The 12,847-nt window shown below is 69.8% G+C and carries 13 protein-coding genes; all 13 read right to left on the minus strand.

The genetic code is table 11. The features are described from left to right. Positions 1-49: 49 nt before the first annotated feature. Positions 50-208: a hypothetical protein gene (locus ACQY68_RS15530; protein ID WP_428150575.1), complete on the minus strand. Its 159-nt coding sequence runs from the start codon at positions 206-208 to the stop codon at positions 50-52. An 81-nt stretch (positions 209-289) separates the two neighbouring features. Next, positions 290-799 carry a periplasmic heavy metal sensor gene (locus ACQY68_RS15535; protein WP_428150577.1) on the minus strand — a complete coding sequence of 170 codons (510 nt, stop codon included), beginning with the start codon at positions 797-799 and terminating at the stop codon, positions 290-292. Then, a complete protein-coding gene (locus tag ACQY68_RS15540; protein ID WP_428150579.1) occupies positions 796-1,227 on the minus strand; it encodes a hypothetical protein in 432 nt (143 codons plus the stop codon). Before ACQY68_RS15540 ends, ACQY68_RS15535 begins: the two co-directional genes overlap by 4 nt. Further along, positions 1,224-1,805, minus strand: a complete 582-nt coding sequence (locus ACQY68_RS15545) for an RNA polymerase sigma factor (protein ID WP_428150581.1) — start codon at positions 1,803-1,805, stop codon at positions 1,224-1,226. Before ACQY68_RS15545 ends, ACQY68_RS15540 begins: the two co-directional genes overlap by 4 nt. 64 nt (positions 1,806-1,869) lie before the next feature. Further along, positions 1,870-2,514, minus strand: coding sequence for an EF-hand domain-containing protein (locus ACQY68_RS15550; RefSeq protein ID WP_428150582.1), 645 nt, complete (start codon positions 2,512-2,514; stop codon positions 1,870-1,872). A 78-nt stretch (positions 2,515-2,592) separates the two neighbouring features. Further along, entirely contained in the window at positions 2,593-5,478 is a 2,886-nt protein-coding gene (locus ACQY68_RS15555; protein WP_428150584.1) for a bifunctional [glutamine synthetase] adenylyltransferase/[glutamine synthetase]-adenylyl-L-tyrosine phosphorylase, read from the minus strand. Further along, positions 5,475-6,887 carry a sensor histidine kinase gene (locus tag ACQY68_RS15560; RefSeq protein WP_428150585.1) on the minus strand — a complete coding sequence of 471 codons (1,413 nt, stop codon included), beginning with the start codon at positions 6,885-6,887 and terminating at the stop codon, positions 5,475-5,477. The genes ACQY68_RS15555 and ACQY68_RS15560 overlap by 4 nt, the downstream gene beginning before the upstream one ends. A 7-nt stretch (positions 6,888-6,894) precedes the next feature. Then, positions 6,895-7,290 carry an endonuclease domain-containing protein gene (locus ACQY68_RS15565; protein ID WP_428150586.1) on the minus strand — a complete coding sequence of 132 codons (396 nt, stop codon included), beginning with the start codon at positions 7,288-7,290 and terminating at the stop codon, positions 6,895-6,897. 69 nt (positions 7,291-7,359) lie between these two features. After that, positions 7,360-8,031 carry a response regulator transcription factor gene (locus ACQY68_RS15570; protein ID WP_428150588.1) on the minus strand — a complete coding sequence of 224 codons (672 nt, stop codon included), beginning with the start codon at positions 8,029-8,031 and terminating at the stop codon, positions 7,360-7,362. Positions 8,032-8,127: 96 nt separating this feature from the next. After that, positions 8,128-9,678 (minus strand): Do family serine endopeptidase, encoded by a 1,551-nt coding sequence (locus tag ACQY68_RS15575; protein WP_428150590.1) that lies wholly within the window; start codon positions 9,676-9,678, stop codon positions 8,128-8,130. Positions 9,679-9,794: 116 nt separating this feature from the next. Further along, on the minus strand, positions 9,795-10,304 hold the full coding sequence (locus ACQY68_RS15580; RefSeq protein WP_428150591.1) for a cytochrome c-type biogenesis protein: 510 nt from the start codon (positions 10,302-10,304) through the stop codon (positions 9,795-9,797). Next, a complete protein-coding gene (locus ACQY68_RS15585) occupies positions 10,301-12,310 on the minus strand; it encodes a heme lyase CcmF/NrfE family subunit (RefSeq protein ID WP_428150593.1) in 2,010 nt (669 codons plus the stop codon). Before ACQY68_RS15585 ends, ACQY68_RS15580 begins: the two co-directional genes overlap by 4 nt. Then, positions 12,307-12,792, minus strand: a complete 486-nt coding sequence (ccmE, locus tag ACQY68_RS15590) for a cytochrome c maturation protein CcmE (RefSeq protein WP_428150595.1) — start codon at positions 12,790-12,792, stop codon at positions 12,307-12,309. Before ccmE ends, ACQY68_RS15585 begins: the two co-directional genes overlap by 4 nt. Positions 12,793-12,847: the final 55 nt, after the last annotated feature.

The following is a 12,847-nucleotide window of genomic DNA, read 5'->3' on the forward strand; positions in this document are numbered from 1 at the left end:
CATGTCGGACCCGCGAAGCGGGTCCACCAGAAACGATCATGCTCTAGCGTCAGCCCCAGGGTCTGCCCCGGAAAAGCGCCAGCGACTTCCCGGTCGGATCGGGCTTCAGAATCGGGACCCACGGTTCCAGGATCACCACGGCGATGACCGCCAGAGCGACGGCGATCACACCGATCCAGAACCATTCCTGAATGCGAAAGCGCTGCATCGATCCCCCCGGATTGCCGTTGTATCCGCAGGCTTTTCCGATGATTTCAGACGCAAAGCCACCCCTGATTGATCGCGGGCTCTACTTCGCGCGTGGGTTTCCACCCCTGTCTCCATGACCGGCGGATCCGCCCCGGCCACGACTGAGGATCTGGGCGAAGGCGGCCCGGTCGGCCGGCTCAAGCGTGCCCATGATGGCCAGGGTGTCGGCCTCCAGCCGACGACGGCCGCGGATCTCGGCGTCGCGCGACTGGTCGAGCAGTCGTTCGACGACCGCCGCGTCATAGGGCTCTGCGCCGGCGGCGGCGATGGCCTGACGGCGGGCCTCGCGCGCCTGCTGGAAGTCCGGGCGGGCGGCGAGACCGGCGTCCCGCAGCGACTGTCGCACGCGAACACGGACTTCCGGGCTGAGCGCGGCCACGAGTTCTCGCGGCGAGCCGCGATGCTCGTCCTTGTCCTTGCCGTCCATGCGGCCTTCGATCCGCTCCTGCCCCGTCAGGGCGGTGTAGGCGGCGGTCGCGGCGAACAGGTTCACCGCCATCGAGGCGGCCAGGGCGACGCCGAGAACGATGGCGAGGGTGCGCGTGTTCATCCGAGCACCTCGGTCTCGTCGAACCCGCCGAGCATGGCCTGATCCAGCACGGCGTCGGCCTGGGCCTGGGTCGCCAAATGGCCGCCCAGGTTCGCGCCGAACACCACGCCGGCGCAGGCGGCGGCGGCCCAGCCGGCCCCGCCGATCCACAACAGCTTCCGCAAGCCCGGCCAGGCGGCGCGCGCCCTGACCGAGGCTGCGGCGATGACGCGGTCCCGCAACGCCATGGACACAACGGGATTGGGCGAGGCGAACAGGGCGGCGTCGGTCTGGCGCGCGTCGAACAGGGCGCGTTCGGCCTCCAGCGGATGGGCGTCGATCCAGGCGCGCGCGGCGTCGCGCTCGCTCCCGGGCCAGCGACGGACATCGCCGCCAAAGGCGTCAGCCAGTTCGCCGAAACGCGTCTCGTCCATGCGTTCGGGTTTCATCCTCGTCCTCCTTCGACCGCCGGCCCGGCGCCGGGGGCCAGATGCGCCAGTGTCTGTCTCAGGGTCCTGCGACCCCGCGACAGCAGGCTTTCCAGCGCCTCGATACTGACCGACATCAGGCCGGCGGCCTCGATATTGGTCAGCTCCTGATAGTGACACAGCACGATGGCCTCACGCTGGCGCTGCGGCAGGGCGGCGAGCGCCCGGTCCACCTGCGCGCCCAGCTGGGCCGTCATGATCCCGCGATCCGGCGCCGGCCCGTCGTCGGGCCGGTCCGGAGATATCTCGCTCGGAACCTCGCGCCGCCGACGCAGGCGATCGTAGCAGAGGTTCAGGGCCACCCGGTGCAGCCAGGTGTCGAACTTCGCCTTGCCCGGCGTCCAGCGGGGGGCCTGCTTCCAGGCGCGCAGTATCGCATCCTGGGCGACGTCCTCGGCCTCGACGGGATCGCCCAGCATCCGCTGCGCCAGGGCCAGCATGCGCGGAAGCTTCCTCGCGACCATGGCCTGAATGGCTGCGGGATCGCCCTGACCCACGCGGCGCACCAGATCCTCGTCGGGGTCGACGACAGAAGCCAAGCGGTCCCTTTCCCGACGAACGGACAGGCGGGACGGCCATGCGATCGCGACCGTCCCCACCGTCCTACTCCGAAGCGGGCGCCGAAGGCGACTGTTGAGCGGGACCGCGACGGCCCATGCGACCGCCACGGCCCTCTCCACGCTGGTCGCGCATGGCCTGACGGGCCGCGGTGCGTTCCTCGGCGGTGATGAAGCCGTCATGGTTCGCATCGAGCCGGTCGAAACGGGCCGTGAGCCGGGTCTGCACAGCGGCGATGGTCAGCGGGGCCCGCGCCTCGGCGCCCTGCCCCCGTTCGCCGCCGCCGTGTCCGCGGCCACGACCCCAGCCCGCCCCGGGACCGCGATGACCGCCCTGTCTCACGCCGTGCCCGGCCCGTTCGCCGCGCATCTCGCGTGCCGCAGTGAACTCCTCGCGGCTGACTGCGCCGTTGCCGTCCTTGTCGAGCGTCTCGAAGCGGGCCGAGGCGCGCTGGTTGCGGCGGGTGTCGATGCCCGACTGGCGTTCCTCGGCGCTGATCGAACCGTCGCGGTTGGCGTCGATCGCGGTCAGGCGCGCGATGCGGCCGTCGACGAACTCTGCGCGGCTGATACGACCGTCGCCGTCGGCGTCTGCACGAACCGCGCGCGGAGCCTGTTGGGCCAGGGCGGAGCCGGCGGTCAGGACGGCCAGAACGGCGGCGGCGCCGGCGGCCAGGGTAGATTTCCTCATGCGTTCATCTCCGATTGGACGGGTCGTTCAAAACGCCCGCAAGACCCCTGTCTTGAAGGTGAAACGCGCGAGCGCGAACTATCCGTCGCGGGCCTTCGGGAGCACCTTTTCGAACGCCTTGCGGGCGTCCTTCCGGACCCTTTCGAGACGATGCCGCAGGGCGGGAAAATCCTTCTCTCCCGCCGCCTCGGCCAGACGGGTGCGGAAGGTTTCCGACTCGGCCTCGGGGTCGCCCTTGTCGTCGAAGGCGCAGGCCAGAAGCTGGGCCAGGGCCTGATGCAGGACCCATGTCGTCTTCAGCGCCGGATCCTTAGCCAGCTGGTCCAGGATGGAGACGCTGAGCGCCTCGCCCGTCGTCGCCGCCTGCAGCTGACGGAATTGACCGACGAATTCGGCGTCGACCAGACCGCCGGGCGCCAGCTTCAGGTCCCAGAACCCCCTGGCCGGCCGTTCGCGATCCATCAGGTCGCGCATCGCCCGCACGTCGCCGGCCGTATCCACACCGGGTCGCGGACGTCGCAGGGCCGCCTCGATGGCCGCAGACACATCCGCGCCGAACGTCGGATCGCTGGCCCACGCGACGCGCGCGCGGGTCAGGGCCATGAACTCCCACGTCGCGGCCTCGCCCTCGTAATAGGCCTCGAACCCCGACAGAGGCACCGACACCGGCCCCTTGGATCCCGAGGGCCTCAGCCGCATGTCGACCTCGTACAGCCCGCCTTCGGCCGTGTGCGCAGACAGGGCCGAGATCAGCCGCTGGGTGAAACGGACGTAAAAGACATCGGGCGACCAGCCCTTCGTGGCCGAAACCGCGTCCGACGGCGCGCCGTAGACGGTCATCAGGTCGAGGTCCGAGCCCGCGGTCATCTCGCGCGACCCCGCCTTGCCGAGGGCGATGACGGCCACGGCGCCGGGCATGACGCCGGCCAATCGCTCCGTCTCGGTCAGGGCGGCGGCCGACAGGGTGCGCATGACCGCGTCGGCGAGGTTGGTGAATCCCTTGCCCGCCGCCTCCGGTCCCACCCGGCCGCTGAGGGTCTGCATGCCGATGCGGAAGGCCTGTTCGCGATGCAGGCGACGCACGGCGTTCATCGCCCCCTCGAAATCGCCGGCGCCTTGCGCCTCCTCGGCCATCTGGTCGAACAGGCCGGTGTTGACGCCGAGTTCGGTCTCGAACCGCGCGTCCAGCATGGAATCCAGCGCCGCCGGATAGCGGCCCAGGGTCCGGGCCAGACGCGGCGCGAAGGCCATCACGCCGACGATCCGCTCGAACAGCTCCGGCTGGTTCAGGAACAGGGCCTGGACCTGAACCCCTGCCGACAGGCCTGCGAAGAAGACCGAGAACCGCTTGAACGCGGCATCGGCCGCGCCGGTTCGGGCCAAGGCCGTCAGCAGCCGGGGCGCCAGTCGGGTGAACAGTTCGCGGCCCCGCACCGACCGCGTCGCCGAAATACGGCCGTGGTGCCAGGAGCGGATCGTGTCGGCGACCGCGCCCGGATCGGAGAAGCCCATCCGCCCCAGCGTCGCCAAGGTCTCAGGATCGTTGTCGACGCCGGTGAAGACCAGACTGCCGAACGGCGAGGACAGTTCCTCCTCGCCCTCGAACAGGGCCCCGTAGCGCTGGTTGACCCCGATCAGGATAGCCTCGACCGACGCGTCGAAGGCGGCCAGATCCCCCTGTCCAGCCAGCGCCGCGACCGCCACACGGCGCACGGGATCGGCGGGAAGGATGTGGGTCTGTTCGTCTTCCAGCATCTGCACTCGATGCTCGAGGCCGCGAAGCGCGATGTAGGCCTCCGTCATCTCGGCGGCGACCTCGGCCGGCAGGTGGCCCTTCTCGACCAGGGCCGCCAGCGCGTCGACGGTTCGGGGACTGCGCAACGACGGATCGCGGCCGCCGAGGATCAGTTGCTGGGTCTGGGCGTAGAATTCGATCTCGCGGATGCCGCCGCGACCGAGCTTCAGATTGGCGCCCGCCGCCTCCATTCCCTCGCCGGTCTTGTGGACGTGGATTTGTCGCTTGATCGACTGGATGTCGAGCACGGCCTGATAGTCGAGGCTGCGACGCCAGACGAAGGGGGTCAGGGCCTTCAGGAACTCGGTCGCCGCGCCGAAATCGCCGCAGATGGCGCGGGCCTTGATGAAGGCCGCACGCTCCCAGTTCTGGCCGACGCTCTCGTAGTAGTCGAGCGCCATGGGCACGGTGACGACGGGCGGCGTCGAGGACGGATCGGGACGCAGGCGCAGGTCGACGCGGAAGACGTAACCGTCAGCGGTGCGCTCGCTGAGCAGGCTCGCCACCCCCTGCGCCACCCGGTTCATCGTCCCTTGCGCCTCCGTCCCCTCGGCGAGGACGGGCGCGAGCCGCTCCGGATCGAAGAACAGGCTGAGATCGATGTCGGAGGAATAGTTGAGCTCGAACGCTCCGTGCTTGCCCATCGCCAGTCCGAACAGGCCGGGGATCGGGCCGCGCGTGTCGTCGGCGGCGGTCAGAAGCTTGCCGCGCCGACGCAGGTCCTCGGCCACGCCGGACAGGGCCGCACGCGAGGCGACGTCGGCGAAACGGCTCAACGCCCCGGTGACCTGATCCAGATCCCACACACCACCGAGGTCTGCCACCGCCGTCAGCAGATGCAGCTCCGCCTTCAGCCTCCGCAGAGGCGAGCGCATGTCGTCCGCGCCGCCGGTCAGGGCGATGGTCCGGGCCGCGATGTCCTCGAGCCGCACATCGGGCGCGTCGGTCAGGATGGCGTGCAGCGTCTCGGGCCAGCGTCGCGCCAGACCGAACAGATAGGGCGAGGCAGCGAATACGGGGGCCAGCGCAGGCCAGGCAGCGTCCAGCGTCGCGCCCCAGCAGGCCTCCACCGCACTGGCCGACAACCGCTCGCGGGCGCGTCCGGCCGCCTCGGCATCGACCACCGGTCCGCAGGCCGCCAGAAGTTCGCCCAGTGGCGTGTCGCTCATCCTTCGTTCGCCGGCGGCAGGACGAGGGCGACACGTAGCCCCGGCCCGGACTCGCCATAGGCGCCGGGGCCCTCGTCGAGCTGGATGCGGCCGAGGTGGGCCTCCATCACGGCGCCGACCAGCGACAGGCCCAGACCCGACCCGGCCTCGGTGCGGCTGTTGTCGAGGCGCACGAACCGCTCGATGACCCGTCCGCGATCCTCTTCCGGCACGCCCGGTCCGGTGTCGGTGACGGAGAATTCGATCTCGCCCGACGACCGCCGCCGCGCGCGCAGCATGACGGCCCCGCCGACCGGGGTGTATTTGATGGCGTTGTCGATGACGTTGGCCAGGGCCTGGGCCAGGAACGGCCGGGCCCCCTCGATCATCAGGCCGCGCTCGATCTCGGCGGAGAAGTCGAGTCCCTTGTCCTCGGCGGCGGGCTCGTACAGTTCGGCCATGTCGGCGGCCAGGTCGGCGGCGTCGAACACGGCGGCGTCCGGGACGCGTCCCGCCGCGGCCTGCAGTCGGGCGATGGCGAGGACGGTGTTGAAGGTCTTCAGAAGCGTGTCGGCCTCGTCCAGCGCGACCTGAAGCGCGTCGGCGCCGTCGATCCGGCCGCTTTCGGCGTCGATCAGCGCGACTTCCAGCTTGGCCCGCATCCGGGTCAGGGGCGAACGCAGGTCGTGGGCGATGGCGTCGCCGGCGTGGCGGATCGAGGCCATGGAGGTCTCCAGCCGATCCAGCATCCGGTTCAGCCCCGCGCCGAGTTCGTCGAGTTCGTCGCCCGAGCCACGCACCGCCACCCGCGCCTTGAGATTCCCGTCCTGCACCGCCCCGACCACGGCGTTCAGCCGCCCCATGGACCGTTCCAGATTGCGACTGATCAGCAGACCGCCGCCCAGTCCGAGCAATAGCACCATGCCCATGGCCATCCACAGCGCCTGGGTCAGCCGGCCTAGATAGGCCTCGGTGTCGCCGAGGGACTCCCCGACGATCAGCCCCTCGCCGCCCTTCAGCCGCACCTGTACGGCGCGCACCTGGGGCCGGATCACCCGTCCGTCCGGATCAGTGTCGGTGAAGGTGAAGGTGGTCCATTCGTCGGTCGTCGGCGCCGCGTCGAACGGCGAGACATTGAGACTGCCGGTGATGAAGGTCCCGTCCTTGTCGGTCAGTCGGTAGACATAGGCGCTGCGAGCCAGGGTCCGGTCGATCAGCGCCATGTTCAGCGCGTCGAACCCGCGGCTGTCATAGACTCCGATCAGGGTCTTCAACTCGCCCCGCACGTCGGCCTCGGCCCGCGCCTGGGCCTCCTGGGCCGAGGCGACATAGACATAGGCCAGGATCGCGCTGGCCGCCGCCGCGAACAGCGCCAGGAACAGCAGCGTCAGCCGGAAGGGCGTGCGACGAAAGAGGGACGGCAGCTTCATCGATGAACTATTCTCCCTCCCCCTGCGGGGGAGGGTGGTCGGAGCGCAGCGCAGACCGGGTGGGGCGGGCAAGGCAAGCCGCACGCACCGCGTCGATCACGTCGGCCAGCCGATCTCGCACCATCAGATTGTCGTAGCGCAAAGTCAGCAGACCTTCTCTGGCGAAAACGGCATCTCGAACACGATCCTGACGCTGGCGATCCTTCGTTTGATGAGAGCTCCCATCCACCTCGACGATCACGCCTCGCGCCCAGCAGAAGAAGTCGAGGTAGTAGCCGCGCAACGGAACCTGTCTGCGAAAGTGCAGCCCCTCTGATCGCATCGCCCGTAGAGAGACCCAAAGGCGCGCCTCGGCAGGGGTGAGCGCCTTTCGCATCTCGCGGGCCCGAGCGATGATCGCCATGTCGCCTGGCCCTCCCCACCCGGCCGCTTCGCGGCCACCCTCCCCCGAGGGGGAGGGAGAAACCTCTCGCTACGCCTCCAGCCGGTACCCCGCCCCGCGCACCGTCTGCAGCATCGCCTTGTCGAAGCCCTTGTCGATCTTGGAGCGCAGGCGGCTGATGTGGACGTCGATGACGTTGGTCTGGGGGTCGAAATGGTATTCCCACACCTTCTCCAGCAGCATGGTGCGGGTGACCGACTGGCCGGCGTGGCGCATCAGGAACTCGAGCAGCTGGAACTCGCGCGGCTGCAGGTCGATCTCCGAGGTCCCGCGATGCACGGTGCGGGCGATCAGGTTCATCTCGAGGTCGCCGACCTTGAGCACCGTCTGGACCCCGCCCGTCTCGCGACGGCGCGACAGGGCCTCGACCCGGGCGATCAGCTCGGCGAAGGCATAGGGCTTGACCAGATAGTCGTCGCCGCCGGCCTTCAGGCCCGTGATCCGGTCCTCGACCTCGCCCATGGCGGACAGGAACAGCACCGGCGTCTGGTCGCCGTCCTTGCGCAGGGTCTCGACCATGCCGATGCCGTCCAGGCGCGGCATCATCCGGTCGACCACATAGACGTCGTAGTCGCCCTTCTGCGCCTCGAGCAGCCCGTAGGCGCCGTCGATGGCGTGGGCCGCGACATGGCCGGCCTCCGTCAGGCCGCGCACCATCGCCTGGGCCGCCTCGGCGTCGTCCTCGACAACCAGAATTTTCACAGGGCCACCCTCCGGAATCACAATCGCCGCCGACGGTAGTCCATCGGCGGCGACTTGGGGAGTTAAGCCTTGTTCAGGGTCGGGACTGCTCCGAGGCTATTCAGCCTTGGAGAGCTGCAGCACGACCGGAACATTGCCTTGAGACGTGCGGACCAGCAGGAACAGGCCTTCACGGCCTGCAGTCCGGGCGGCTGCGACGGCGGCGCGGAGGTCGGCCACGGTTCGAACCTGACGGCCATTGGCCTGCAGGATCACGAAGCCGGCCTCATAGCCGTCCCGCGCTGCGCGAGAGCCCTCGGCCACGGCGGTGACCACCAGGCCCTCGACGCGCTCGGGGATCGAGAAGCGCGTACGCAGGGTCTCGGTCAACGGCGTGACGGTGATGCCTTCGACCGCCTCGCCAGCCGGTGGGACCGGACGGCCCGGTGACGGATTTGCCCCCTCCTCGCCGGCCTGTGCCGCCTGGATATCCGCCGGGCGCGTGCCGGAGCGGATGGTCAGATCCTGACGACGACCCTCACGATAGATTTCCAGACGCAGTTCGTCGCCCGGCGCAGCCTGGCCCACGTGACGGGTCAGTTCGGTAGACGTCTTGATGTCGCGGCCGTTCAATCGAACCACGGTATCGCCCGCTCGAAGACCGCCTCGCTCGCCAGGTCCGCCGGGGGTCACGTCGGCGACGTAGGCGCCCTCGGTGCCTTCCGGCAGATCGGATCCAGCCCGTTGCTCTTCGCTCAGGGTCGTGATCGTGACCCCCAGATAGCCGCGCTCGATGGCCCGGCCGCTCATCAGACGATCGGTCACCGACTTGGCGATCGAGGCCGGGATGGCGAAGCCGATGCCGACCGAGCCGCCGGTCGGCGAGAAGATCGCCGAGTTCACGCCGATCACGCGGCCATAGATGTCGAAGGTCGGGCCGCCCGAGTTGCCCCGGTTGATGGCGGCGTCGATCTGCAGATAGTCGGTGTAGGGGGTGGTGCCGTCGCCGATGTCGCGGGCGCGGGCCGAAACGATGCCGGCCGTGGCCGTGCCGCCGAGACCGAACGGATTGCCGACCGCGATGACCCAGTCGCCGACGCGCGGCTCGGCCTGTTCCTCGAAGTTGACGAACTTGAAGTCCGAGCCCTCGACCTTGACCACGGCCAGGTCGGTGTCGGCGTCACGACCGACCAGACGGCCCGGCAGCTCGCGCCCGTCCGACAGTTTGACAGTGATCTTGGTGGCGTTGGCGACCACGTGGTTGTTGGTGACGATGAAGCCGTCGGCCGAGATGAAGAAGCCGGAGCCGGCGCCCTGGGCGGTCGGGGCGTCCTCGCCCTCGTCAGGCTGCTGCGTCTCGGGAGCCTGGAAGCCGAAGCCGGGGAAGCCGGGGATCGGGATGACGCCGCCGCGCGGACGCTCGATCGGCGTCTCGACGTCGATCTGGACCACGGCGGGCGAGACCTGGTCGAAGATGTCGGCGAAGCTCAGCGGCGCGCCCTGCGGCGGGGCGAAGGCGAGGCCGGCGGCTCCGGCCGACGGGATCAGTCGCCCGCTCGCCTCGGCGGCGTTGGCGCCCGGCCAGTCGATCACGCCTCCTGCAGTCGCGGCGGCCGCGAAAACGAGGCCGACAGCGGCCCCCAGGATGAATTCCTTGCGCTTCAGCATCGGTGTCTTGCGATCCTTCAATAGGTCCGGCCAGAACTGACCGGCGCCCGTTTCGCCTTGTGATATAGACCTCTGGCGGCTTTCGCCAACCATCGCGTCGCGAGGCTTGAGCCCCCTCAACGCCCGTCGTGAGGCGCGGATGCGTCAGGATCGGGGCGAACTGTTTCGCTTTGGAGAAGATCGGCCAGCCGACGTTCCTCTTCGGGCGAAAGCGGCGCGGTCTCGACGGCCTTGCGACGCGCGAAGACGAACAGGGCCACGCCACCCAGAACAGCCAGCAGCGCCGGCCCGAACCACAGCAGCCAGGTGCCCGTCCGCACGGGCGGGGTGAACAGCACATAGTCGCCGTAACGACGCACGAGGTCGTCCCTGACCGCCTGGTCGGTGGCGCCCGAGGCGATTTCCTCGCGGATCAGGCGACGCATGTCTCCCGCGATTCCGGCCGGGCTGTCGGCGATGGATTCGTGCTGGCAGACCACGCAGCGCACGACCTCGAAGATGCGTTGCGCGCGGGCTTCCTGACCGGGGGAGGCCAGAGGCTGGTCCGGCGGCGCGGCGGGTTCCTGGGCGAAGGCGGGGCTCGACAGCGTCAGGATGGCCAGCATCGCAAGGACAAGCCTGGTCATGCCATCGCGACCTTCTTCCGCCCGCTCACCGCCAGCCTCAGCCGCCGGTCGAACAGGGACAGCACTCCGCCCAGCGCCATGACGAACGGCCCGAGGAAGATCAGCCGCGCCCACGGATTGTAGTAGACCCGGACAGTCCAGGCCCGGGCCGCCTCTGGCGTCGAGCGGCGCTCGCCCATGACCACATAGACGTCGTCCAGTCCCCGGAAATCGAGCCCCACCTCGGTCGTCGTCTGGCCGCCCGCCGGGAAGAAGCGACGCTCGGCGGTCACGGTGCGCGGGAAGGCGCGACCATCGGCGGACGTCACGGTCAGCGTCCCCTGCTCGGCCAGATAGTTGGGACCTTCGACGATCTCGACCCTGTCCAGCGTCACGGTCCAGCGACCGGCATGAACCTCGCCGCCGATGGCCAGGGGGGCGGCGGCCTCGACCTTGAAGCCGGTCTCGACCACGGCGCCGAGCACGAACAGACCGAGACCCGCATGGGCCAGCGTCATGCCCCAGGCGCCGAGCGGCAGGCCCTTCGCCCGACGACCGACCTCGGCCAAATGAGCGCGGGATGGGGGCGCGCGGAACAGGCGGACGCGCTCGACGACCTCGGCCAAGGCCCCGAGGATCAGCCAGGCGCCGACGGCCAGACCTGCGGCGGCGAAGGCCTTCTTCGGCTCGAAGGCCAGCCAGCCGACGAAACCGCAGGCGATGGCCAGACCGGCCGCAAGGGCCAGCCTCTGCATCGCGCCCTTCAGGTCCCCGCGCTTCCACGCCAGCAACGGCCCGGCCGGCAGGATCAGGAAGGCCACGGTCATCAACGGGACGAAGGTCAGGGCGAAATAGGGCGGACCGACCGAGATGGTCGCCCCGGTCGCCGCCTCGAGGATCAGGGGATAGAGGGTGCCGAGCAGGACCGTCGTCGCGGCCACCGTGAGGAACAGGTTGTTCAGCACCAATGCGCCCTCGCGGCTGACCGGGGCGAACAGGCCGCCGCCCTTCAGCTGCGGCGCGCGCCAGGCGAACAGGGCGAAGGCCGACCCGGCGGTAAAGCCGAGAATGCCCAGCAGCATCAGGCCCCGCTCGGGATCGACCGCGAAGGCGTGCACGCTGGTCAGCACGCCGGAGCGCACGAGGAAGGCGCCCAGCATGGAGAAGGTGAAGGCCAGCAGGGCGAGGAACACCGTCCAGCCCGCCAACGCCCCGCGCCGCTCGGTCACCACCGCGCTGTGCAAAAGGGCTGCGCCCGCCAGCCACGGCATGAAGCTGGCGTTCTCGACCGGATCCCAGAACCACCAGCCGCCCCAGCCGAGCTCGTAATAGGCCCAGAAGGCGCCCAGGGTGATGCCGCAGGTCAGGAAAACCCAGCTCGCCAGGGCCCAAGGCCGCACCCAGCGTCCCCACGCGGGCCAGAAGCCGGAGAAGGCCTTTCCCTCGATCAGGGCGGCGACGGCGAGCGAGAAGGTCACCGAGAAGCCGACATAGCCCGCGTAGAGCATGGGCGGATGGATCGCGAGCGCCGGGTCCTGAAGCAGCGGGTTCAGCGACGCGCCCTGCAACGGCGCCGGGTCGATCCGCGCGAAGGGGTTCGACGTGAAGACGGCGAAGGCCAAGAACAGCGCGCCCAGCCCACCCTGCACGCCGACGGCCGAGGTCTTCAGCCCGAACGGCAGGCCGCGCGCGCGCGTCAGGGCCGCGCCGAAGCCGGTCATGACCAGGCACCACAGGACCAGCGACCCCTCGTGGCTGCCCCAGGCGGCGGCCACCTTGTAGAGCATCGGCTTGTCGGTGTGGCTGTTGTTCGCCACGTTGGCGACGGAGAAGTCGGAGGTCGCGAAGGCGAAGATCAGGGCCGCGAAGGCCAGCGCCGTGGCCAGGGCCGCGCCGATGGCGGCGCCCTCCGCGCCGCCGGCCAGAAGCGGACTGCGACGCACCCGCCCGACCGTGGCCAGCCCGGTCTGCAGCACCGAAAGCGTCAGGGCGAGGATCAGCGCAAAGGCGCCGAATTCGACGATCATAGAGCGCGCTGACCGGCAGGCGTCGATACGCCGCCCTCGGGCCGCCACTCGCCCTTGGCCTTCAGCCGGTCGGCGACCTCGCGCGGCATATAGGTCTCGTCGTGTTTGGCCAGAACGGTGTCGGCGTGGAACACCCGGTCGGCGCCGAACCGGCCCTGGGCCACGATTCCCTGCCCCTCGCGGAACAGGTCGGGCAGGTCACCCTCATAGATCACCCGGCTGGTCGCGGCGTTGTCGGTGACGGCGAAGGCGACGGTCGTGCCGTGCTGTTCGACGCTGCCGACCTCGACCAGACCGCCCAGACGGATCATGCGGCCGGCCGGCGCAGCGTCCGCCGTGGCTTCCGACGGCGAGAAGAAGAAGGTCACGCTGTCCTGCATGGCCCACAGCGACAGGCCGACGGCGAGCGCCAGCACGGGCGCGGCGGCGGCCACGACCCACAGGCGACGACGCGCCTTCGGCGATTTGGGAAGCCAGCTCATGGGCGGACGACAGTTTCCGGGAACGGAGAGGTCGCGCGGTATAGCGTCACTCCCG

The sequence above is a fragment of the Brevundimonas sp. genome, assembly GCF_965278935.1.
Classification (GTDB): domain Bacteria; phylum Pseudomonadota; class Alphaproteobacteria; order Caulobacterales; family Caulobacteraceae; genus Brevundimonas.

Bases quoted from the DNA above. Each gene is read 5' to 3' on its own strand.
- ACQY68_RS15530 (WP_428150575.1), bottom strand. From the start codon at position 208: ATGCAGCGCTTTCGCATTCAGGAATGGTTCTGGATCGGTGTGATCGCC.
- ACQY68_RS15535 (WP_428150577.1), bottom strand. From the start codon at position 799: ATGAACACGCGCACCCTCGCCATCGTTCTCGGCGTCGCCCTGGCCGCC.
- ACQY68_RS15540 (WP_428150579.1), bottom strand. From the start codon at position 1,227: ATGAAACCCGAACGCATGGACGAGACGCGTTTCGGCGAACTGGCTGAC.
- ACQY68_RS15550 (WP_428150582.1), bottom strand. From the start codon at position 2,514: ATGAGGAAATCTACCCTGGCCGCCGGCGCCGCCGCCGTTCTGGCCGTC.
- ACQY68_RS15555 (WP_428150584.1), bottom strand. From the start codon at position 5,478: ATGAGCGACACGCCACTGGGCGAACTTCTGGCGGCCTGCGGACCGGTG.
- ACQY68_RS15560 (WP_428150585.1), bottom strand. From the start codon at position 6,887: ATGAAGCTGCCGTCCCTCTTTCGTCGCACGCCCTTCCGGCTGACGCTG.
- ACQY68_RS15565 (WP_428150586.1), bottom strand. From the start codon at position 7,290: ATGGCGATCATCGCTCGGGCCCGCGAGATGCGAAAGGCGCTCACCCCT.
- ACQY68_RS15575 (WP_428150590.1), bottom strand. From the start codon at position 9,678: ATGCTGAAGCGCAAGGAATTCATCCTGGGGGCCGCTGTCGGCCTCGTT.
- ACQY68_RS15580 (WP_428150591.1), bottom strand. From the start codon at position 10,304: ATGACCAGGCTTGTCCTTGCGATGCTGGCCATCCTGACGCTGTCGAGC.
- ACQY68_RS15585 (WP_428150593.1), bottom strand. From the start codon at position 12,310: ATGATCGTCGAATTCGGCGCCTTTGCGCTGATCCTCGCCCTGACGCTT.
- ccmE (WP_428150595.1), bottom strand. From the start codon at position 12,792: ATGAGCTGGCTTCCCAAATCGCCGAAGGCGCGTCGTCGCCTGTGGGTC.